The sequence below is a fragment of the Aquibium pacificum genome (assembly GCF_040839445.1).
In the GTDB taxonomy this organism is placed as follows: Bacteria; Pseudomonadota; Alphaproteobacteria; order Rhizobiales; family Rhizobiaceae; genus Aquibium; species Aquibium pacificus.
Window position 1 is genome coordinate 721,880 of the sequence record NZ_JBDPGJ010000001.1, and the last position, 20,280, is coordinate 742,159.

The window sequence follows — 20,280 nt, forward strand, 5'->3', positions numbered from 1 at the left end:
GCATTTCCTTTCACGTGTTGCTGGAGCGCTCGCGGGCGGCGGACCGGCCGCAAACGTCGAAAGCCGCCTCGCGAGGCGGCCCTCCGCCGCGTTGCCTCCAAGGGTGTCTACGCGGGTGGCGGTCCTATACCGGAAGGCCGAACCGAGTGCAAGTTGCCGGCCCGTGCGTGTTCTCGCCACGAAAAAAGCACCCGCCTGCATTCGCGCAGGCGGGCCAGTGAGGAGCCGGTGAACCTTTGCGCGTCAGAGCGACCATGGCTCCTTGGTCGCGTTCCATTCGCGCCAGAACCGCGCCGCCGGTCCGAGCAAGTCGTCGCGCGTCAGGCCGATGTCGGTCAGCAGGTGGTCGTCGCGCCTGTCGAGCAGGCTCGCCAGCGGGACCGACGGAGCCGGTGCCGGTGAGGCCGCGACTTCCGAACGGCGAAGGGAGATGCCTCCCTGAAAAGTCTGCGAATAGGCCATGATCTGCTCCAAGTGCCGAAGCCATGCATATAGCCAGCCTTTGACATGCTTCAAACGAATTGCAATGATGCCAGCCATCAGGAATGTTTATGGTGGACGGATGACCTCCCGCTTGGACAGTGACCTTCTGCGCACCTTCGTGGCGGTGGCCGAAACCGGCAACATCACCAAGGCGGCCGAGCATGTGCGCCGCACGCAGTCGGCGGTCTCCATGCAGATCAAGCGGCTCGAGGAGCAGGTCGGTGGCCCGCTTTTCGCCCGCGGTTCGCGGGGTGTCGAGATCACGCGCAGGGGCGACCAGCTCCTGTCGAACGCCAGGCGCATCGTGTCGCTCATGGACGAGACGGTCGCCATGCTCGATGCGCCGGCGCTGGACGGGAAGGTCCGCATCGGAATTCCTGAGGAGTATGGCCAGCGTACGCTGTCGCGGGCGCTCGGCGCATTCTCCAAGCGGCAGCCCAATGTCGAGGTCACCGTCCGGTACGGCTTCTCCGCCGACCATTTCGCGAAGGTCCGCAACGGCGAGCTCGACCTGGCGGTGATCTTCGAGTGGCAGGATTTTTCCGAAGGAGAGATACTGATGACAGACCCGACCGTCTGGGTGACGTCCGAACTCCACCGCATGCACGAGGAACGCCCATTGCCGATCGCACTCTATGGCAGTTCCGGCTGGTGCCGGAACTTCGCGGTCCGCTCGCTGGAACAGCGCGGGATCGACTACAGGGTGGCCTATGTCAGCGACACGAACGGTGGCTTGAAGCTTGCCGTCACCTCGGGCCTCGCCATCGCGCCCATCTCGCGCAGCAATATTCCCGAGGATTGCCGCGCCCTGAGCCACGAGGACGGTTTCGGCGACATCGATGCCTCGCATGTTGTCCTGCACCGGAACCCGGCCGCCAAGGGCGCGGCGGTGAACGGCATGGCGGCTGCGATGCGGGAGGCGTTCTCGGCCACGCAGCCCGCGCTGTCGTAGGATTGCAATGCTACCTATGCCATTCCAATGTGCGCTCTGCCTCGCGCAGCCCGCGCACACGCAGACCTGAAACTTCGGAGGAAATACGATGCGACATTTCAAGAGCGGAACGCGCGCGACGAAGAGAGCTTCTTCCGACTGGTTCACCGGTACCGTCTGGCAGGACCCGATCGTCGAGGCGGAAGAGCCGGCGCGGGTGCGGGCCGCTTCGGTTAGCTTCGAGCCCGGCGCGCGCACCAACTGGCACACGCATCCGCTCGGGCAGACGCTGCACGTCGTCTCCGGCCTGGGGCTGGCGCAGAAGCTCGGGGAGCCGGTCATCGAGCTTCGTCCCGGCGACACGCTGTGGATCGCGCCGGGCGAAAAGCACTGGCACGGCGCGGGACCGGATACCGGCATGACCCATATCGCCATCCACGAGGCGCTGGACGGCAAGCACGTCGACTGGATGGAGCCGGTCACCGACGCGCAATATTCGGCCCAGGCTTGACGCTGGCCGTTGCTCGCGGCGCCACGCCGCGATAGTCTGATGTTTCGGGGGCATGGGTGGACTCCCCGCGAGAGGCTTCGGCCCAAGTCCGCTTTCGCTCATCTGTTGCGGAGGCCTGCCATGCCGATCCCGATCACTCCCGCCGATCTCATCTCCTTGCCCGAACCGCAATTGCTGATCGACGCCGACCGGCTGACGGAACCCGGCGTCGATGCTGTTTATCTCGAAGGCGGCTTCGCGGCCTGGGAGGAAGGGGGAAACTCCGTGGTTGCGATCGGAGCCGAACCATGAATCCGGCTCCCGGGGCGCCGTCTGCGGGTACGGTCCCGTTCGGCGAGGCCTTCTCCGTCTTCGCGCGCATCGGCCTCCTGTCCTTTGGCGGCCCCGCCGGACAGATCGCTCTCATGCACCGCTATCTCGTCGAGGAGCGGAAATGGCTGGACGAGGCGCGGTTCCTGCACGCGCTGAACTACTGCATGCTCCTGCCCGGACCGGAGGCCATGCAGCTTGCCACCTATGCCGGTTGGCTGCTGCACGGCGTGCGGGGCGGGCTGATGGCGGGGCTCCTCTTCGTGCTTCCGGGCGCGGTGGTGCTGGTCGCGCTCACCACGGCCTACATGCTCGTCGGGCAGGTCGCGATCGTCCAGGGGCTACTCTTCGGGCTGAAGGCGGCAGTGCTCGCCGTGGTGCTGGAGGCGCTGATCAAGGTCTCCAGGCGCGCCTTGAAAGGACCGTCGATGGTGGCGATCGCGGTGGCGGCTTTCGTGGCCATCGCGTTCCTCGGCATAGCCTTTCCCGCCATCATCCTGGGCGCGGCGCTGATCGGGGCCGTGCTCCATCTGCTTCGTTCGCCGGCCGTCAGGGGGACCGGCGCCGGTCATCCGGCTGCCGATGTGGTCTCGGAGGCGCCGCTTCCGTCCTGGGCACGGCCGAGCCTCGCCCGCTTCCTCACCACCACGTCGATCTGGCTGGCGCTCTGGTTCGGTCCGCTGCTCCTGCTCCACGCCGCGCTCGGCCAGGAACACGTGCTCGCCGTCGAAGCATCGTTCTTCTCCAGGATGGCCGCGGTAACGTTCGGCGGCGCCTATGCGGTGTTGGCCTACGTCGCCCAGCAGGCGGTGGAGGTGCATCAGTGGCTGCGGCCGGACGAGATGCTGACGGGGCTGGGACTTGCGGAGACCACGCCGGGACCGCTCATCCTCGTGCTTGTCTTCGTCGGCTATCTGGGAGCGGCGCGTTTTTCGGCTCTCGATCCGCTCCTGGGTGGGCTCGCCGGCGCGCTGGTGACGCTTTGGTTCACCTTCGTGCCCTGCTTCCTGTGGATTTTCGCCGGAGCGCCCTATGTCGAAACGGTGCGAAACGTCCGCTGGCTGGCGGCGGCGCTGGCGGCGGTCACGGCCGCGGTCGTCGGCGTCATCGCCAACCTCGCGGTCTGGTTCGCACTCCACGTGCTCTTCGGCGACGTGCACGCCTATTCCATCGGTCCGTTCGATCTTCCCGCGCCGGATCTTGCGAGCTTCGACGTGGCGGCCGCGGTCATCGCGATTGCGGCCGGCATCGCGCTCCTGCGCTTCCACGCCAACCTGATCGCCGTCCTGGTGCTCGCGGCACTGGCCGGCGCGGCCATGCTGCTCGTTCGGAGCTGAGGAAGGTGCCTGCGGCCGGAGTGGCACCCGGCCTGGTGCCCTATCCGCCTGCGCCGGTGTGGCTGTCGCGATAGACGTTCTTGCCGGCCGCCTTGGCGGCATAGAGCGCCTGATCTGCCCGATCGAGGAGAGCCTGGGGGTCGACGTTCGGCGCATCGGCGACCGTGCTGCCGATACTGGCACCGATTCGGACCAGCTCGCCGGCACCCACGTCGAAAGGCCGGGTGAGGGCGGTGATGATGCGGGAGCCGACGAAGACTGCCTCCGCGCGCGCAGTCCCGGGCAGGAGCACCACGAACTCGTCGCCGCCTAAGCGGTATGCCGAATCCACTTCACGGATCGAATTGCGGATGCGGCGCGCGGCGGCGCCCAGGAGCTTGTCGCCGACCGCATGGCCGTACTCGTCGTTGACGGGCTTGAAATCGTCAAGGTCGAGACAGAGGATCGCGAAGCTGTCTTCGCTGCCACTGGTTCCGATGGCGCTGCAGAGTTCTGCAAGGCGCTCCTCGAGCGAAATTCGGTTCGGGAGGTCGGTGAGCCGGTCTGTCCGCGCGATACGATGGTTCTCGAGTTCGGCGACGATCATGCGAACCGTCATATCGTGGTTCTGAAGCATGACGATAACCATGCCTGCGACCCATACGGGACCCATCAGGAGCGCGATCCACATCTCGGAGGGACCGTGGACGAGGAGAGCCGTCGCAAACGGGATGCAGGTCGCTGCCATCACCAGCGCGCCGAAGCGAGGCAGCGGCGCGTTGCGTGAGGCAATGTTTCCGACCGCTCCGGCGACGTTGATGGCGGCCAGCACGACCAGCAACGGGTCTCCCGTCGATATGAGTCCGTAGCTGCCGAGGCCGAAGACCGTTCCCCACGTGATGCCGAGAAAAAAGAGAATTGCGTAGCAGCGCTCCGCCTGCTGCGGCGAGGAATTGTCGACGGCGACAAGTCCCCGCATTCGCGCCACGAACAGGATGGCTTCCGCGATCAGCCACAGATACGGCCATGACGCGTCGGTGAGGATCGCGGCCGTGATGGCGGATACGGTAGAGGTTACCGCGCCGAAGACCACGACGGCCCTGCGTTCGAACACGCTGCGGATCAGCCGCTCGCGAACCTCCGGCACATCGTTGCCCGGAGCAGCGGATATCCACTCATGGATGCGCCACAAGAAGCCAGTTGTGGATCGGCTCCTCCCGAAGCCGGATCGCGGTCGACCGGCGGTGTTTTCCATAACCCCTTGCGCCATGACGTAGCTTAAGCGGCATGGGGTTAAGAAAGATGACCAGAGCCTAGGTTAACAAACCGGAAAGGCCGGAATCGGCGCCCGTCGCCGCTACCGATAGCTGGTCAGTCGAAGAGGCTCGATACGGATTCTTCCGTCGCCGTGCGAGAGATCGCCTCGCCGATGAGATCCGCGATGGAAACGACGCGGATGTTGTGAGCGGCCTCGACCGCGGAGGTCGGCTGGATCGAATCGGTGGTCACCAGTTCCTTGAGCTTGGAACCGGTGATGCGGGCCACCGCGCCACCCGACAGCACGCCGTGGGTGATATAGGCTGTGACGCTGGTGGCGCCGTTCGCGAGCAGCGCGTCGGCGGCGTTGCAGAGCGTTCCGCCCGAATCCACGATGTCGTCGATCAGCAGGCAATCCTTGCCGTGCACGTCGCCGATGACATTCATCACTTCGGATTCGCCCGGTCGTTCGCGCCGCTTGTCGACGATGGCGAGGGGAGCGTCGATGCGCTTGGCGAGCGCGCGCGCGCGCACCACGCCGCCGACGTCGGGCGACACGACCATGACGTTCGCCAGCTGGTAGTGCGCCTTGACGTCGCGCGCGAGGACGGGGACCGCGAAGAGGTTGTCGGTCGGGATATCGAAGAAGCCCTGGATCTGTCCGGCATGGAGATCAAGCGTGAGCACCCGGTCGGCGCCTGCGCCGGTGATCATGTTCGCCACCAGCTTGGCGGAGATCGGCGTGCGGCCGGACGCGCGGCGATCCTGCCGTGCGTAGCCGAAATAGGGCATGACGGCGGTGATGCGCCGCGCGGAGGACCGGCGGAAGGCGTCGATCATGATGAGCATTTCCATCAGGTGATCGTTGGCCGGATAGGAGGTCGACTGGAGGACGAATACGTCCTCGCCGCGCACGTTTTCCTGGATCTCGACGAATATTTCCTGATCGGCGAACCGCCTGACGCTCGCCCGTCCCAGGAGAACGTTCAGGTACCGGGCGACGGCTTCGGCCAGCACCCGGTTGGAGTTGCCCGCAAATAGCTTCATGAAGTTTCCCCGGCGAACGCCAAGCTCGGTTCGTGTGGCTTTTAGCGTCGGAATCCGCCATTGCAAGCGCCGGCGGCCGGATTCGTCGGCTAATCCAAAGAAAGCGTTTCCGCTACGATGATCATCCGGGATGCGTTTCGAGCCAGCGCGAAAGCTCGTCGATCGTCCTGTCGGCGATCGTTTCCATGGTTTGCGGTGGGACGATCGTCCAGGCGTTTTCCGCCGATGCCGCGACGCGTTCCTGCCCCTGGATGCGGTGGAGACGGTTTCCGTCGGGACCGATCACGTCCCAGACGAAGATGACGATCGTCTCCTTGTCCTCGGCGATCGCGGAGAAATAGCCCTTCAACAGATGGCTGGCGGGCACCGCTTCCTTGCCGACGATGACCAATCCCCGTTCCGCCGCCCGGGCGGAAAGCCGCCTTGCCAGCGGTGTCGCCGTGTCCACGGTCGCACCGACCACCGGGGCGAACTGCAGGCGCACGCCTTCGCGCACGGGACCGGCGGGCGGAAGTGCCGCCGGGGTAGGCAGGAGCGCGTCCGCGGTCGTGCCTGGGACATCTTCCTGCACGGCCGATTCGTTCTTCGCCTGGATTGCTGCCGGATCGAGCGCCTCGGAGGTCTTGCAGGCCGAAAGAGCGAGCGATGCCAGGAGAGAAGCCGCGGCGAGCGTCCTCATGCGCATCTCCCTGCTCCTCCGAAAACCCCGGTAACAAGCTTAACCGACTTATCCTTTCAACGCACTATCAAGTCCAGATCATGACGCGAAAGCCGCTTCGCCTCGGCGTCGGTGGTGAGATAGGTCCGCCCGAGCGTCATCGCCGTCTCGGTGTCGGAATCCATGATGATCATGTGGGCAAACAGCGTCATGTCCGGAGCGATCGGCTCGGCGTTTCCCGCATAAAACATCGGCGTGTCCATCCAGGACGGCGAATAGCGTGCGCCCAGCGAATAGCCGCACGCGTTCAGCCGATGGCGCGTCAGACCATGGCTCTCCATCACGCGCGAGTGGGCATCGAAGACGTCGCCGAAGGTCTTTCCCGGGACCATCGCCGTCTCGACGGCCATGAGCGCGTCGCGCGCGGCCTCGTAGAGTTCCTGGTGGCGTCGCGACACCTTTCCCATCACGATCGTCTGCATCATGGCGGCATGGTAGTGATGGAACGCCCCGGCCCATTCCAGGGTAAGCTGGTCGTTCTTGTTCAACTTGCGCCGGCCGGCCTTGTAGCGGCACAGCAGCGCATCCGCGCCCGATCCGATGATGAACTCGTTGGCGGGATAGTCGCCGCCGCCTTCGAAGATGGCGCCCTGCATGGCGGCGAGGATCTTGCCCTCGTCCCCGCCCTGCTTGATCAGCGGCAGCGCGGCATCGAGCGCATCGTCGGCAAGCGCGGCGGCGCGGGTCGTCTTGGCGATCTCGGCCGGGCTCTTGAACAGGCGCAGCCTTGGGATGATCCCCGACGCGTCGATGATCTTGCCGAAGGTCTGCAACTGTTCATCGAGCCGCCGCCCGTTGAACGCGGTCAGCCCGTGCGTGTCGTACTCGACCCCGATCTGACAGCCTAGCAGGTCCATCTCGTTCAGCAGATTCCGCAGGTCTACGGTGGGATTCGCGCCCTGCCGGTCCGTCCACAGATTGATCGTCTCGATGGTCGACGTATGGCGCGCCTGGCGCAGGTCGGCCGAGCGGGTGAGCAGCACCATCGATCCGTCCGCCTTCACGACGAGGCACTGGAAGAAGCAGTACCCGAACGTGTCGTAGCCGGTCAGCCAGAACATGCTCTCCTGTGCGAAGAGCAGCATGGCATCGAGCTTCCGGTCGGCCATCTCGATGACCAGGCGGTCGCGCCGGGCGTCGAATTCGGTGCGTTCGAAGTGAAGCGCCATCAGATTTCCTCCAGGACGATCGCCGATATCTGCCGGCCGTAGTCCGGCTCTCCCCTATGCGTTGTCCGCCGATAGGAAAAGAACCGCTCCTCGTCGGCATAGGTGCAGATGCCGAGATGCGAGGCGCCGATCCCTGCCCGGCGCAGCCGGTCGACCGTGTAGCCGTTGAGATCGAATTTCTCGTGGCCGTGTTTCGTGGAAGGCAGAAAATATCGCTGGTTGTCCGGGTCGGCCGTCGTGAAGCGCTCGACGAATTCGGGGCCGACCTCGTAGTTCTCCTGGCTGATCGAGGGGCCGAGCACGGCGACGATGCGCGCCGGACGCGCGCCAAGCCGCTCCATCGCCTCGATTGTGCTCTCCAGCACGCCGTCCAGCGCGCCTTTCCATCCGGCATGCGCGGCTCCGATGACGCGTGCCTCGGGGTCGGCGAACAGGATCGGTCCGCAATCGGCCGCCAGCACCCCGAGCGCGAGGCCTGGCCGGTCGGTCACCACCGCGTCCGCCTGCGGGCGCTCCGGCCAGGGCTCGGTCGCGACCACCGCCCGCGCGGAATGGATCTGGTGCGGGGTACAGAGATTGCTGGCCGGCACGCCGAGCCATGTGGCGACACGCGCGCGGTTCTCCAGCACCGATTCGCGGTCGTCGTTGGAGCCGAGCCCGACGTTGAGCCCCCGGTACAGGCCCGACGACACGCCGCCGACGCGCGTGAAGAAGCCGTGGCGGATCCCGCCGGCCGACAGTCCGGCAAGCTCTGGCGACCGGAGCGGCTCCGGTCTCTGGTCATTCAGCATCGTTGGCCTTGCAGTTTCTTCCCTGGGCGGCGCGGATCGTGGGGCAGGGGGGTGGCCAAGTCAATCACGGCCCGCGAACCCCGGCGGGACCAGGTCGTGTGGCGTAACCGCCAGCACCTTGAAAAGGTCGCCCATCTCGTCCGGCGCGGCGAGGCGGCGGGCTTCGCCGACGATCCGCTCCCTGGTCGTGGCGTCGGCCGAACGTCCGAGCAGACCCGCGCGCTCCCGCAAGCCCATGGCGATCAGGAAATCCCCCTGGGTCGCGACGTGCGCGGCAAGGCCGTGCTGGTCTGCCGCGGCGGAAAGCGCGGCGAAATCGACATGCGACGTCAGGTCGGCTTCGCCAGGCCGGGCAAGCACGTCGTCGAAGGCATGGCGGCGGACCGCCTGCAGCGTATCGCCGTATCCCGGTGCCAGGTGCCCGTAGTCGAAGAAGATCCCCGCGCCCCCGTCGCTGGCGATGCGTTCGGCGACAGCGTCCATCAGCGCACTGCGGGCAGGTGCCAGCTCGATCAGCGATCCCTCCTCGGCCGATCCGGCGTCCGCCGGCAGAAGGCTCGGGTCGGGCTCGCCCGGTCCCTGCACGAAAGCCAGCTCTCCGTCGCCGGACAGTCCGACGCAGCGCTCGCGCCATCTGCCATCGCGGCGCACGAACTGGCGCATCGGGATCGCGTCGAAGATCTCGTTGCCGACGAACAGGACCGGAAGCTGCGGGAGATCGCCGACCTGACGGTACCACTCCAGCGTCGCCGGCGAACCGGCGAGGGTCTTCTTCTGCACCTGGGTCAATCGTGGGCTTGCCTCGACCAGCGCAAAGCGGACGTCCCGCGCCAGGCCGGCGTCGATCTGCGAAAGCGTGCGGATCACGTCTTTCGTCAGGGTGCCGCGCCCCGGCCCGATCTCCGCGATGCAGACGGGCCGGGGAGAGCCCGCTGCCTGCCACACCGAATAGAGCCAGATCGCGACAAGCTCGCCGAACATCTGGCTGATCTCCGGCGCGGTGGTGAAGTCGCCTTCAACGCCGAAGGGCTCGCGCGTGGTATAGTAGCCATGCGCGGGATCGAACAGGCAGACAGTCATGTAGTCGGCGATCGTCAGCGGCCCTTCCTGCTCGATCAACGCGGCTATTCTCTCTTTCAAGCCATTCATCTTGCAGGGGAAGTCGCCGGCCGCGCGGTCGCCATGGCCCAAGCGCCGGCAAGAACCATCGGCAGCGACAGAATCATGCCCATGGTCAGCCATCCGCCGAGCAGATAGCCGAGCTGCGGATCGGGCACCCGGAAGAACTCGACGACGATGCGCGAGAGCCCGTAGCCCGCCACGAAGGCTCCCGCCACGAAACCGGGGGCCTTCAGCTTCAGGAAACGGTGGGTGAGGATCCTCAGCACGACGAACAGCACGAGGCCTTCCAGTGCTGCCTCATATAGCTGGCTCGGATGACGCGGTTCGGGGCCGCCGTTCGGGAAGACGAAGGCCCAGGGCACGTCCGTGGTCCGGCCCCACAGTTCGGAGTTTATGAAATTGGCGCATCGCACGAGGCCGAGCCCGACCGGCACGCCAGCGGCGACGATATCGAACATGCTCCAGACGCGAATGCCGCGCGAACGCGAAAACAGGATCATGGCCAGGATCGTGCCGAGCAGGCCGCCGTGGAAGGACATGCCGCCTTCCCAGAGCGCCAGCGCCGCCAGCGGCTCCTCGATGTAGCGCGCGAGATCGTAGAACAGGACGTATCCGATGCGCCCGCCCAGGACGATGCCGGCCGCGGCCCAGACGACGAAATCATCGAGATCCTCCGGCTTCATCGGGGGAACGCCGTCTGCCCACAGCTGCGGCTTCGACAGGAGCCGCTTGGCGTACCACCAGGCAAAGAGGATACCCACGACATAGCCGATGCCGTACCAGTGGATGGCCAGCGGGCCGAGCCGGAGAAGGACCGGGTCGATCTCGGGGAAGGGCAGCGCCGCGAGCGGCAGGAGGAGCGTTTCCAAGGTCGGGTTCCCGGCTGTCAAAAGCGCGCGGACCATGGTCGATGGCGGCGCCAAAGGTCAAGATGCCAGCAAGCGCCGCCGGTCGGATGCTTGCAAAGAGGCCCACCCCCGCCTAGTTCTCTCGAAAGGACACTCCGCCCGTCTTGCGGAGCCGATCCGTTGAGAGCGAGGCCAGCGTCATGACGAACGGACCCAACCGCATCCTGGATGATATCGCCAAGCTGATGACGGACGCCGCGGGCGCCGCGCAGGGCGTGCGGCGCGAGATGGAAGGCGCCTTCCGCGCCCAGGCAGAGCGCATGTTGAACTCGATGGACATCGTTCAGCGCGAGGAGTTCGAAGCCATGCGGGATATGGCCGTCAAGGCGCGCGCCGAGAACAAGAAGCTCGCCGCGCGGCTCGACGAAATGGAAGCCAGGCTCGCCGCACTGAGCGGCAATACGGCCGAAAACGCCTCCGCGAGCGCTCCGGCGAAGGCGCGGACAAAAAAATAATCCTCCGCGTTTCCACAGGACGGCAGGCGAAAAAGGCGTTCGTGCAGAATCCCTTACGCAGGCATGGTTGATAGCCGGCGCACAGGCTATCCACACGCGAAACCGCCGGAACCAAAAAACCGCTGGAACTGCGACTCGTCATCAATACACTGAATTTACTGCATGATTCGTTCATGCGCCGGGACTGGGGTTCCCCGGCCGGGGTCATTGAGAGACCTCGCGCGTTCCCCCACGAGTTTGCAAGTCGCGTCGCGTGTTGCGTCCCGGACGGAGCGCGCGGACCGCGTTCCCACAACAACAGGAAGCAATTCATGAGCCTTCTGGAAATCGACCTGACACGCGAGGCGCATCCGGTGGATGTCATCGAGCAGGTCGCGCACGCCAACGAGTGGGCTTTCGAGCGCGCGGGCGACGACGAGATCGCCATCTCGGTCGCCGGCAACTGGACGGACTATCATATCTCCTTCTCCTGGATGGAGGATTTCGAGGCGCTGCATCTCGCCTGCGCGTTCGACATCAAGGTGACCGAGACCCGCGTGACCGAGGTCATGCGCCTGCTGGCGTTGATCAACGAACAGATGCTGTTCGGCCATTTCGACCTGTGGGAGCAGGAGGGTGCGATCATGTTCCGCCAGGCGCTGCTCTTGAACGGCGGCGTGGAGCCGACGGGCCAGCAGGTCGAGGTGCTGCTGTCGACCGCGCTCGAAGCCTGCGAATGCTATTTCCAGGCGTTCCAGTTCGTCGTCTGGTCGGGCGTCTCGGCCCGCGATGCCCTGCAGAGCGTGCTGTTCGAAACGCACGGCAGCGCTTGACGCCATGGCGACCACGGCTGACAGACCGGCCGAGATCACCTGGGCCGATTTCGAGAAGGTCGACATCCGCGCCGGCACGATCGTCGAGGCGGAGCCGTTTCCCGAGGCGCGCAAGCCCGCAATCAAGCTGCGCATCGACTTCGGACCCGTAATCGGCGTGAAGAAGTCGTCGGCGCAGATCACCAAGTACTACGCGCCGGAGGAACTCGTCGGGCGTCAGGTGATGGCGGTCGTCAACTTTCCGCCGCGCCAGATCGGCAAGTTCATGTCCGAGGTGCTGACGCTCGGCTTCTCCGACGAGGAAGGCGCCGTGGTGCTCGCCGCCATCGAACGCAAGGTGCCGGACGGCGGCCGGCTGTTCTGATGGGAGCCGGGATGCTCTGGCCGATGTAGCCTGCCACCCCTCTATTTCCTGTTGCAGTGCAGCAACTCCCCTCCTATGAACGGGGAAACATCGGACCCGGTGAAAATCCGGGTGGCTATTCCGGCCGCCGACCCGCCGGACAACCCGACCGCATCATAGCCACCTGGAAGGCCTTTACCGGCCGCCGCGGTCCCGTTTTCCCCGGATTTGAATGAACTCCCTTTCCGCCTATCGTGCCGAATGGTTCGGCAATGTCCGCGGCGACCTGCTCGCCGGGCTGGTCGTGGCCCTCGCGCTGATCCCCGAAGCCATCGCCTTTTCCATCATCGCGGGCGTCGATCCCAAGATCGGCCTCTATGCCTCGTTCTCGATCGCCGTGGTCATAGCTTTCGCCGGCGGACGTCCCGGTATGATCTCTGCGGCGACCGCCGCGACCGCCGTCCTCATGGTGACGCTGGTGAAGGAGCACGGGCTGCAATACCTCCTGGTCGCCACCATCCTCGCCGGCGTGCTGCAGGTCGGGGCCGGCCTGCTGCGGCTCGGCGATCTCATGCGCTTCGTCTCGCGCTCGGTAATCACGGGTTTCGTCAACGCGCTGGCGATCCTGATCTTCATGGCGCAACTGCCCGAACTCATCGGCGTGCCGTGGGTCACCTACGTCATGGTGGCCGCAGGCCTCGCGATCATCTACCTGTTCCCGCGCTTCACCAGGGCCGTGCCGTCGCCGCTGATCTGCATCCTGGTGCTCACCGCCGTCTCGCTATGGTTCGGCATGGACGAGCTTCGTACCGTCGGGGACATGGGCGAACTGCCATCGACGCTGCCCGTCTTCCTGCTGCCGGACGTGCCGCTCAATCTCGAGACCTTCATGATCGTGCTGCCCTATTCGGCCGCGGTCGCCGTCGTGGGGCTGCTCGAATCGCTGATGACGGCGTCGATCATCGACGAATTGACCGATACCGGCAGCGACAAGAATCGCGAGTGCGTCGGTCAGGGGCTCGCCAACGTCGCCACCGGCTTTCTCGGCGGCATGGCAGGCTGCGCCATGATCGGCCAGTCGGTCATCAACGTGAAGTCGGGCGGCCGCGGGCGGCTCTCCTGCTTCGCCGCCGGCGTCTTCCTGCTGTTCCTCATCGTCGTCCTCGGCGACTGGGTTTCGATCATCCCTATGGCCGCGCTGGTGGCGATCATGATCATGGTCTCGATCGGCACGTTCTCCTGGACCTCCATCCGCAATCTGAAGGACCATCCGCGCCGGTCCTCCACCGTCATGCTGGCAACCGTGATCACGGTCGTCGCCACCCACAACCTGGCGATCGGCGTACTCGTGGGCGTTCTCCTGTCCGGCCTCTTCTTCGCCTCGAAGGTGGCGCAGATCTTCCGCGTCACGTCGAGCGTGTCGGCGGACGATAAGGAGCGCGCCTACGTCGTCGAAGGCCAGGTCTTCTTCGCATCCTCCGAAGCCTTCCTCGCCGCCTTCGACTTCAAGGAAGCGGTGGAACGCGTGACCATCGACGTCAGCCGAGCGCACATCTGGGACCTGACAGGCGTCGGCGCCATCGATACCGTCGTCCTGAAGTTTCGCCGCGAAGGCACTGAGGTCGAACTCGCTGGCCTCAACGAGGCCAGCGCCACCATCGTCGACAGGCTCGCTGTGCACGACAAGCCCGGCGCGTTCGAGCGCCTGATGGGCCATTGAGGGAGGGGAGAATGGCAAACATTCTGGCGCTGGTCGACGGATCGGTCTACGGCCGCAGCGTCGCCGGGCACGCGGGCTGGGCAGCGTTCCGGCTCGGCCTGCCGGTCGAGATCGCGCACGTGCTCGGCCGGCGGATCGCGACGAACTTCGACCTCAGCGGCAATCTGGACGCCAATGCGCGGACGAACCTCTTGCGGCAGATGGCCGATCTCGACGAACAGCACGGAAAGCTGGCGCAACAGAAGGGCCGCGCCATCCTCGACGGCGCGCGAAGCGAGGTCGAGGCCGTCGGTGGCGTGGAGGTGTCGACCAAGCTGCGCAATGGCGACCTGCTCGAAGCGCTCGGCGATCTCGAAGCCGATGCCGAGATGGTGGTCATCGGAAAGCGTGGCGAGGCGGCGGATTTCGCCAGGTTGCATCTCGGGTCAAATCTGGAACGGGTGGTGAGAAGCTCGAAGAAGCCCGTGCTGGTCGCCTCGCGCAGCCGCGAGCCGTTCGACCGTTTCGTGATCGCGTACGACGGCGGCACGAGCGCCAACCGCGCGGTCGACTACGTCGCGGCGAGCCCGCTCCTGAAGGGTCTTTCCTGTACGCTGCTGTTGGTCGGCGCCGACACCCCCGAAAATCGGTCCCGGCTGGATGCGCCGTTCGGGCGACTCCGGGAGGGTGGCTTCGAGGTGGAGGCGCGGCTTGAGAACGGCGAGCCGGAGGAGGTGATCGGCGCCTGCGTGGAAAGCGGCAAGGCCGGTCTCCTCGTCATGGGCGCCTACGGGCATTCGCGCATCCGCAGCTACGTCATCGGCTCGACCACCGCCGAGCTCGTGCGCCGCTGCAAGGTCCCCGTCCTCATGTTCCGGTGAGCGTGTTGCGTGGGTGGGTAGGCGCCGACTTTCAGTCGCGCCCCATCAGTCGGGCGGCCTCGGTCAGCCCTTCCATGACTGCGCGACGCCTTTCCGGCGGCAGGGCGGCGAAACGGCTGGAGAATTCCGGCCCGAACAGACCCGGCGTGGCCGCCACCATCTCGCGGCCTTTCGGCGTCAGGCGGGTATAGACCACCCTGCGGTCCGTGCTGGATCGGTAGCGTTCGACGATGGCGCGGCCTTCGAGGTTTTCGAGGATCATCACTACCGTCGCCGGGCTGAGATCGGCATAGTCGGACAGCGCGTTGGTCGTCACCTCGCCGAGTTCGGCTACCCCCGTCAGCACGACCAGTTGCGGCGCGGTCAGGCCGCTGGCACGCGCCAGCGCCTTCGATTGCAGATCGTTCGCGCGAACGATCCGCCGCACTGCCTTCATCATCACCCGCAGGTCGGCCGCGGGAACCTCTTCCTGGAACTCGTTCGCGCCTGCCGCGTTGGCCGAAGCATCACCCATCGAAATGTCGCCAATCAATTTGACTTCTAATGATTAGAGTTATAATGAACTGCGCGACGAAGACAAGAGACATTGACACCGGAGGCTTGGCGCGCGCCGATGTGCGGAATTTGTGGCGAGATAAGACTCGACGGCCAGGCGCCGTCGCCGATTGCGATTTCCAGGATGACCGAGAGCATGGCGCCGCGGGGGCCGGACGGCGCCGGGCTGGTCGTGCACGGCAACGCCGGCTTCGGCCATCGGCGCCTCAAGATCATCGACCTTTCCGAGCGCGCCCGGCAGCCGATGGTCGATTCGGGCCTCGGTCTGACGATCGCCTTCAACGGCTGCATCTACAACTACCCCGAACTGCGCCAGGAGCTTGAAGGCAAAGGCTATTCCTTCTTTTCCACCGGCGACACGGAAGTCATTCTCAAGGCCTGGCGCGAATGGGGCGAGGAGTGCGTGGAGCGCTTCCACGGTATGTTCGCCTTCGTCCTGCAGGAGCGCGATTCCGGCCGCATCGTCATGGCGCGCGACCGCTTCGGCATCAAGCCGCTCTATCTGTCGGAGACGCCGGGCCGCATCCGCTTCTCCTCCTCGCTGCCGGCGATCCTGGCGGCGGGGGACGTCGACACCTCGATCGACCGCGCCGCGCTCCACCATTACATGACCTTCCACGCGGTTGTGCCGCCGCCGCGTACGATCCTCAACGGCATCCGCAAGCTGCCGCCGGCCACGATCCGCGTCATCGAGCCCGACGGCTCGACGCGCGAGCGTGTCTACTGGGATCCGCCGCACCAGCGCGATCCGGCCGACAATGGCGTGTCGCGCGAGGAGTGGACCGACCGCGTGCTCGATGCCCTTCGCGTCGCGGTGAAGCGGCGCATGGTGGCCGACGTGCCGGTGGGCGTGCTCCTGTCCGGCGGCGTTGATTCCTCCCTGATCGTCGGTTTGCTCGCCGAAGCGGGGCAGCACGGGCTGATGAGCTTCTCGGTCGGCTTCGAGGAAGCCAATGGCGAGAAGGGCGACGAGTTCGTCTATTCGGATCTGATCGCCGAGCGGTTCGGCACCGACCACCACAAGATCTTCGTGCCCTCCGACCAGTTGATGGATGCGTTGCCCGGCACTTTCGCGGCCATGTCCGAGCCGATGGTCTCCTACGACAATGTCGGCTTCTACCTGCTCTCCAAGGAGGTCTCGAAGCACATAAAGGTCGTGCAGTCGGGGCAGGGGGCCGACGAGATCTTCGCCGGCTATCACTGGTATCCGCCGCTGATGAATTCCAACGACGTTGTCGGCGACTATTCACGCGTCTTCTTCGACCGCGACCATGCGACGCTGAAGCGGCAGCTCAGCGCCGACTGGATCAACGGCGGGGACTACAGCCGCGATCTCGTTGCCGAACGGTTGATGCGTCCGGGCGCCGACACGCCGGTCGACCGGGCACTGCGGCTCGACTCGACCGTCATGCTGGTCGACGATCCCGTGAAGCGCGTCGACAACATGACCATGGCCTGGGGGCTGGAGGCGCGCGTGCCCTTCCTCGATCACGAACTGGTCGAACTCGCCGCCCGCATCCCGCCCGAGGAGAAGATCCGCGACGGCGGCAAGGGGGTGCTGAAGGACGTGGCGCGCCGGATCGTCCCGTCCGAGGTGATCGACCGCAAGAAGGGCTATTTTCCCGTTCCGCAGCTCAAATACGTCGACGGGCCGTATCTCGACATGGTGCGCGACGCGCTGACCTCGCAGGCCGCGCGGGAGAGGGGCCTGTTTCGCGAGGAATGGCTGGACGAGCTGTTCGCCGCTCCGTCCGAGCACATCACGCCGCTCCAGGGCTCGGAGCTCTGGCAGGCCGGGCTACTGGAACTCTGGCTGCAGACTCACGGGGTCTAGTCATGGCGAAGAAACAGATGGCGGAAGCCCGGCGCCAAAACGGGAACGCCGAGCGTGCTCTGGGGCACCGGCTGAAGCGCCTGCGCAACGAATCGCAGAAGCCGCCGATCGGCCATCCCTCCGGCGAACCGGGCCCGACGCGAAGTTCGGTCGCGCTCGACTGCGGCTGGGGACGGCTGATCTTCTCGCAGACCTATGCCGACAACCCGAGCATCGTGGAGGCACTGGCGGACGAAGGCGACAAGCGCCGCGACATCGCCTTCTACGTGCGCGATCCGCACGTACTTCTGGCGCTCGCCCCGCAGGAGACGTTTCTCGACCCCTCGCACACCTATCGCCTCGACCTCTCGACCTACCGGCCGAGCCGGCGCAAGCCGCAGAGTTTCTTCATCCGGCGGCTGACGTCCGAGGCTGACGCGGAGGCGGTCAATGTTATCTATTCGGCACGCAACATGGTGACGGTCAGCCCTGAATTCTTCTGGGCCAACCGCGACAACCGTTCGATCACCTATTTCGTGGCCGAGGACGAGTCCAGCGGCGACGTGATCGGCACCGTTACGGGCGTCGATCACCAGCGGCTCTTCGGCGACCCCGAGCACGGCTCCTCGCTCTGGTGCCTTGCGGTCGATCCGCAGTGCCGCCATCCCGGCGTCGGCGAAATGCTCGTGCGGCGTCTGGCCGAGCATTTCCAGGCGCGGGGGGCGGCCTTCATGGATCTTTCGGTCATGCACGACAACGACCAGGCGATCGCGCTCTACGACAAGCTCGGCTTCCGCCGCGTGCCGATCTTCGCGGTGAAACGCAAGAATCCGATCAACGAGCGTCTCTTCGCAGGGCCGATCGAAGGCTACGACCGGCTCAACCCCTATGCCCGCATCATCGTCGACGAGGCGCGGCGGCGCGGCGTGCAGGTGGAGGTCACGGATGCCGAGGGCGGGTTCTTCCGGCTCGCTTATGGCGGCCGCTCCGTCCACTGCCGCGAGAGCCTGTCGGAAATGACCTCCGGCGTCGCCGTCTCGATCTGCGACGACAAGGCGGTCACGCGTCGCGTGGTCGAACATGCGGGGTTGAAGGTGCCGGACCAGATTTCGGTGGAGTCCGCCGACGATCCGGCCGTCGAGAGTTTCCTGAAGGACCATGGCACGGTCGTCGTCAAGCCTGCGCGGGGAGAGCAGGGTCGGGGGGTCTCGGTGGGGCTTGAGACGCTGGAGGATACGCGCAAGGCCATTGCGGCCGCGCGCGAGGTCTCGAACCGCGTCCTGCTGGAAGCCTGCTTCGACGGCGAGGACCTGCGCCTGGTGGTAATCGACTACCGCCTCGTCGCTGCCGCCGTGCGTCGGCCGCCCTCCGTGGTGGGCGACGGGGATAGCGACATCCGCAGTCTAATCGAGCGCCAGTCGCGCCGGCGGTCCGCGGCGACTGGGGGCGAGAGCACGATCCCGGTGGACGAGGATGCGATCCGCTGCCTCGCCGGGCAGGACTGCACGCTCGAAACCGTCCTGGAAGCCGGACGCGAGATTGTCGTGCGCAAGACCGCCAACCTGCACACCGGCGGGTCGATCCACGACGTCACCGGCATCGTGCATCCGCGGCTGGTGGACGCGGCATGCGCCGCCGCGCGCGCCATCAAGATCCCGGTCGTCGGCATCGACTTCATGGTCAAGAAACCCACCGAGCCGGATTACGTCTTCATCGAGGCGAACGAGCGGCCGGGACTCGCCAACCACGAGCCGCAGCCGACGGCCGAGCGTTTCGTGGACCTGCTCTTTCCGCACTCGAAGCCGATCCACGCGCACAGCTCGCCCTCCGGGCGGCAAGGGGCGCGGGCGTGACGAAACTGGAGATCGATACCGACTATCTCGCCGCGCAATTGAAGGCGCTGCTGGCGATCGACAGTCCGACGGGCTTCACCGACACCATCGTGCGCCACTGCACGCGCGAACTTGAGCGGCTCGGCATGAGCGTGGAATTGACCCGTCGCGGTGCCATCCGCGCGGTGCGTCAGGGCAGCCGGCGCTCGGGCGCGCGCGCCATCATCACCCATCTCGACACGCTCGGCGCACAGGTGAAGATGGTCAAGGACAACGGCCGGCTCGAACTCGTGCCGATCGGCCACTGGTCGTCCCGCTTCGCCGAAGGCGCGCGAGCCAACATCTATTCCTACGACGCCACGCACCGCGGCTCCATCCTGCCGCTGAAAGCGTCGGGTCACACGTTCAACGAAGGCGTCGACGAGCAGCCGGTCGACTGGCGGCAGGTCGAACTGCGCATCGATGCCCGTACCGGTTCGAAGGAGGAGACGCTGGCGCTCGGCATCGACATCGGTGACATCGTCGCCATCGATCCCGAGACGGAATTCATGGACAACGGCTTCATCGTCTCGCGCCATCTCGACGACAAGGCCGGCGTCGCCGCGTCGCTGGCTGCGCTGGAGGCCATGGAGCGGGAAAAGGTCAGGACCCCCGTGGACATCCACTGGCTGTTCTCCATCGCTGAGGAAGTCGGCGTCGGCGCGACCGCGATCGTCTCGCCCGAAGTGGCGTCGATGGTGGCGATCGACAATGGCACCTCCGCGCCGGGCCAGAATTCGTCGGAGTTCGGGGTCACGATCGCCATGGCCGACCAGACCGGCCCGTTCGACTACCACCTGACGAAGAAACTGATCGATCTCTGCCGGGACAACGAAATCCCGATGCAGCGCGACATCTTCCGCTTTTACCGCTCCGATTCCGCCTCGGCGGTGGAGGCCGGCCACGACGTGCGCACGGCGCTGGTCGCCTTCGGCGTCGATGCCTCGCACGGCTACGAGCGCATCCACATCCACGCGCTGAAGTCGATCGCGGAACTCGTCACCGCCTATGTGACGAGCCCGGTCGAGATCAAGCGCGACCTGGAGGAGATCTCCACCATGAAGGGTTTCACCAAGCAGCCCTCCGCCTCGCACGACGGAGAGTGAGGAGGGCGCAAATTTCCTCGTCCGTGTCTACGAGCCCGCGCAACACCGGCGGCTTGAAGTAGGCCGTCGATATCAGCGGCACGGTCGCCGGTTCGGCGATGGCGGTCAGGCTATCGCATCCACGCATCTCTTCCTGTACCTCGATGTTGCGGCCAAGCACCTTCCTCATCGTCTCGCTTCGCA

Annotated in this window: 21 protein-coding genes and 1 other annotated feature; of the genes, 12 read left to right on the forward strand and 9 right to left on the reverse strand. The window is 65.8% G+C overall.

Going from position 1 to position 20,280, the window contains the following annotated elements; all coding sequences use genetic code 11:
* Nucleotides 1-243: 243 nt before the first annotated feature.
* Nucleotides 244-462, reverse strand: coding sequence for a hypothetical protein (locus ABGN05_RS03505; protein WP_367952597.1), 219 nt, complete (start codon nucleotides 460-462; stop codon nucleotides 244-246).
* A gap of 100 nt (nucleotides 463-562) precedes the next feature.
* Between ABGN05_RS03505 and ABGN05_RS03510 the strand changes: the two genes are divergently transcribed.
* From ABGN05_RS03510 to chrA, 4 genes are all read left to right on the forward strand, one after another.
* Nucleotides 563-1,435 carry a LysR family transcriptional regulator gene (locus ABGN05_RS03510; protein WP_367952598.1) on the forward strand — a complete coding sequence of 291 codons (873 nt, stop codon included), beginning with the start codon at nucleotides 563-565 and terminating at the stop codon, nucleotides 1,433-1,435.
* Between the two features lie 88 nt (nucleotides 1,436-1,523).
* Nucleotides 1,524-1,925 (forward strand): (R)-mandelonitrile lyase, encoded by a 402-nt coding sequence (locus tag ABGN05_RS03515; protein WP_367952599.1) that lies wholly within the window; start codon nucleotides 1,524-1,526, stop codon nucleotides 1,923-1,925.
* 120 nt (nucleotides 1,926-2,045) lie between these two features.
* Entirely contained in the window at nucleotides 2,046-2,216 is a 171-nt protein-coding gene (locus tag ABGN05_RS03520; protein ID WP_367952600.1) for a hypothetical protein, read from the forward strand.
* Complete coding sequence (gene chrA / locus ABGN05_RS03525) at nucleotides 2,213-3,571, forward strand: chromate efflux transporter (protein WP_367952601.1); 1,359 nt, start codon at nucleotides 2,213-2,215, stop codon at nucleotides 3,569-3,571. The genes ABGN05_RS03520 and chrA overlap by 4 nt, the downstream gene beginning before the upstream one ends.
* A gap of 40 nt (nucleotides 3,572-3,611) precedes the next feature.
* On the opposite strand, the gene ABGN05_RS03530 is transcribed toward chrA, so the two are convergent.
* The 7 genes from ABGN05_RS03530 to lgt form a co-directional block, all read right to left on the reverse strand.
* Complete coding sequence (locus tag ABGN05_RS03530) at nucleotides 3,612-4,697, reverse strand: GGDEF domain-containing protein (protein ID WP_367952602.1); 1,086 nt, start codon at nucleotides 4,695-4,697, stop codon at nucleotides 3,612-3,614.
* Nucleotides 4,698-4,921: 224 nt separating this feature from the next.
* Complete coding sequence (locus ABGN05_RS03535) at nucleotides 4,922-5,854, reverse strand: ribose-phosphate pyrophosphokinase (RefSeq protein ID WP_367952603.1); 933 nt, start codon at nucleotides 5,852-5,854, stop codon at nucleotides 4,922-4,924.
* A 121-nt stretch (nucleotides 5,855-5,975) separates the two neighbouring features.
* On the reverse strand, nucleotides 5,976-6,533 hold the full coding sequence (locus ABGN05_RS03540) for a hypothetical protein (protein WP_367952604.1): 558 nt from the start codon (nucleotides 6,531-6,533) through the stop codon (nucleotides 5,976-5,978).
* A gap of 56 nt (nucleotides 6,534-6,589) precedes the next feature.
* Nucleotides 6,590-7,741 carry a M24 family metallopeptidase gene (locus tag ABGN05_RS03545; protein ID WP_367952605.1) on the reverse strand — a complete coding sequence of 384 codons (1,152 nt, stop codon included), beginning with the start codon at nucleotides 7,739-7,741 and terminating at the stop codon, nucleotides 6,590-6,592.
* Nucleotides 7,741-8,532: a peptidoglycan editing factor PgeF gene (pgeF, locus tag ABGN05_RS03550; protein WP_367952606.1), complete on the reverse strand. Its 792-nt coding sequence runs from the start codon at nucleotides 8,530-8,532 to the stop codon at nucleotides 7,741-7,743. The genes ABGN05_RS03545 and pgeF overlap by 1 nt, the downstream gene beginning before the upstream one ends.
* A 60-nt stretch (nucleotides 8,533-8,592) precedes the next feature.
* Nucleotides 8,593-9,681: a class I SAM-dependent methyltransferase gene (locus tag ABGN05_RS03555; RefSeq protein WP_367952607.1), complete on the reverse strand. Its 1,089-nt coding sequence runs from the start codon at nucleotides 9,679-9,681 to the stop codon at nucleotides 8,593-8,595.
* Nucleotides 9,678-10,523 carry a prolipoprotein diacylglyceryl transferase gene (gene lgt, locus ABGN05_RS03560; protein WP_507237405.1) on the reverse strand — a complete coding sequence of 282 codons (846 nt, stop codon included), beginning with the start codon at nucleotides 10,521-10,523 and terminating at the stop codon, nucleotides 9,678-9,680. The genes ABGN05_RS03555 and lgt overlap by 4 nt, the downstream gene beginning before the upstream one ends.
* A 179-nt stretch (nucleotides 10,524-10,702) precedes the next feature.
* Here lgt and ABGN05_RS03565 point away from each other — a divergent pair, with 179 nt between their 5' ends.
* The 5 genes from ABGN05_RS03565 (at nucleotide 10,703) to ABGN05_RS03585 (ending at nucleotide 14,752) form a co-directional block, all read left to right on the forward strand.
* A complete protein-coding gene (locus ABGN05_RS03565) occupies nucleotides 10,703-11,017 on the forward strand; it encodes an accessory factor UbiK family protein (RefSeq protein WP_367952609.1) in 315 nt (104 codons plus the stop codon).
* Nucleotides 11,018-11,328: 311 nt separating this feature from the next.
* Nucleotides 11,329-11,829, forward strand: a complete 501-nt coding sequence (locus ABGN05_RS03570; RefSeq protein ID WP_367952610.1) for a type III secretion system chaperone family protein — start codon at nucleotides 11,329-11,331, stop codon at nucleotides 11,827-11,829.
* A gap of 4 nt (nucleotides 11,830-11,833) precedes the next feature.
* The gene (locus ABGN05_RS03575) at nucleotides 11,834-12,193 is read left to right on the forward strand and encodes a tRNA-binding protein (RefSeq protein ID WP_367952611.1); all 360 of its coding nucleotides are present in this window, start codon (nucleotides 11,834-11,836) and stop codon (nucleotides 12,191-12,193) included.
* A gap of 89 nt (nucleotides 12,194-12,282) precedes the next feature.
* Nucleotides 12,283-12,338 (forward strand) — a sequence feature (sul1 is cis-regulatory element that is thought to sense ions involved in sulfur or methionine metabolism; They are found in Alphaproteobacteria).
* 66 nt (nucleotides 12,339-12,404) lie between these two features.
* Nucleotides 12,405-13,892, forward strand: coding sequence for a SulP family inorganic anion transporter (locus ABGN05_RS03580; protein WP_367952612.1), 1,488 nt, complete (start codon nucleotides 12,405-12,407; stop codon nucleotides 13,890-13,892).
* A gap of 11 nt (nucleotides 13,893-13,903) precedes the next feature.
* Nucleotides 13,904-14,752 (forward strand): universal stress protein, encoded by an 849-nt coding sequence (locus ABGN05_RS03585; protein ID WP_367952613.1) that lies wholly within the window; start codon nucleotides 13,904-13,906, stop codon nucleotides 14,750-14,752.
* A 31-nt stretch (nucleotides 14,753-14,783) separates the two neighbouring features.
* Here ABGN05_RS03585 and ABGN05_RS03590 read toward each other — a convergent pair whose 3' ends face one another.
* Entirely contained in the window at nucleotides 14,784-15,266 is a 483-nt protein-coding gene (locus tag ABGN05_RS03590; RefSeq protein WP_367952614.1) for a MarR family winged helix-turn-helix transcriptional regulator, read from the reverse strand.
* A 99-nt stretch (nucleotides 15,267-15,365) separates the two neighbouring features.
* Between ABGN05_RS03590 and ABGN05_RS03595 the strand changes: the two genes are divergently transcribed.
* Genes ABGN05_RS03595 through ABGN05_RS03605 form a run of 3 tightly spaced genes read left to right on the forward strand, consistent with a single transcriptional unit; the run spans nucleotide 15,366 to nucleotide 20,097 of the window.
* Nucleotides 15,366-17,141 carry an N-acetylglutaminylglutamine amidotransferase gene (locus ABGN05_RS03595; protein WP_367953138.1) on the forward strand — a complete coding sequence of 592 codons (1,776 nt, stop codon included), beginning with the start codon at nucleotides 15,366-15,368 and terminating at the stop codon, nucleotides 17,139-17,141.
* Between the two features lie 2 nt (nucleotides 17,142-17,143).
* On the forward strand, nucleotides 17,144-18,973 hold the full coding sequence (gene ngg, locus ABGN05_RS03600) for an N-acetylglutaminylglutamine synthetase (protein WP_367952615.1): 1,830 nt from the start codon (nucleotides 17,144-17,146) through the stop codon (nucleotides 18,971-18,973).
* Complete coding sequence (locus ABGN05_RS03605; protein ID WP_367952616.1) at nucleotides 18,970-20,097, forward strand: osmoprotectant NAGGN system M42 family peptidase; 1,128 nt, start codon at nucleotides 18,970-18,972, stop codon at nucleotides 20,095-20,097. Before ngg ends, ABGN05_RS03605 begins: the two co-directional genes overlap by 4 nt.
* Nucleotides 20,098-20,280: the final 183 nt, after the last annotated feature.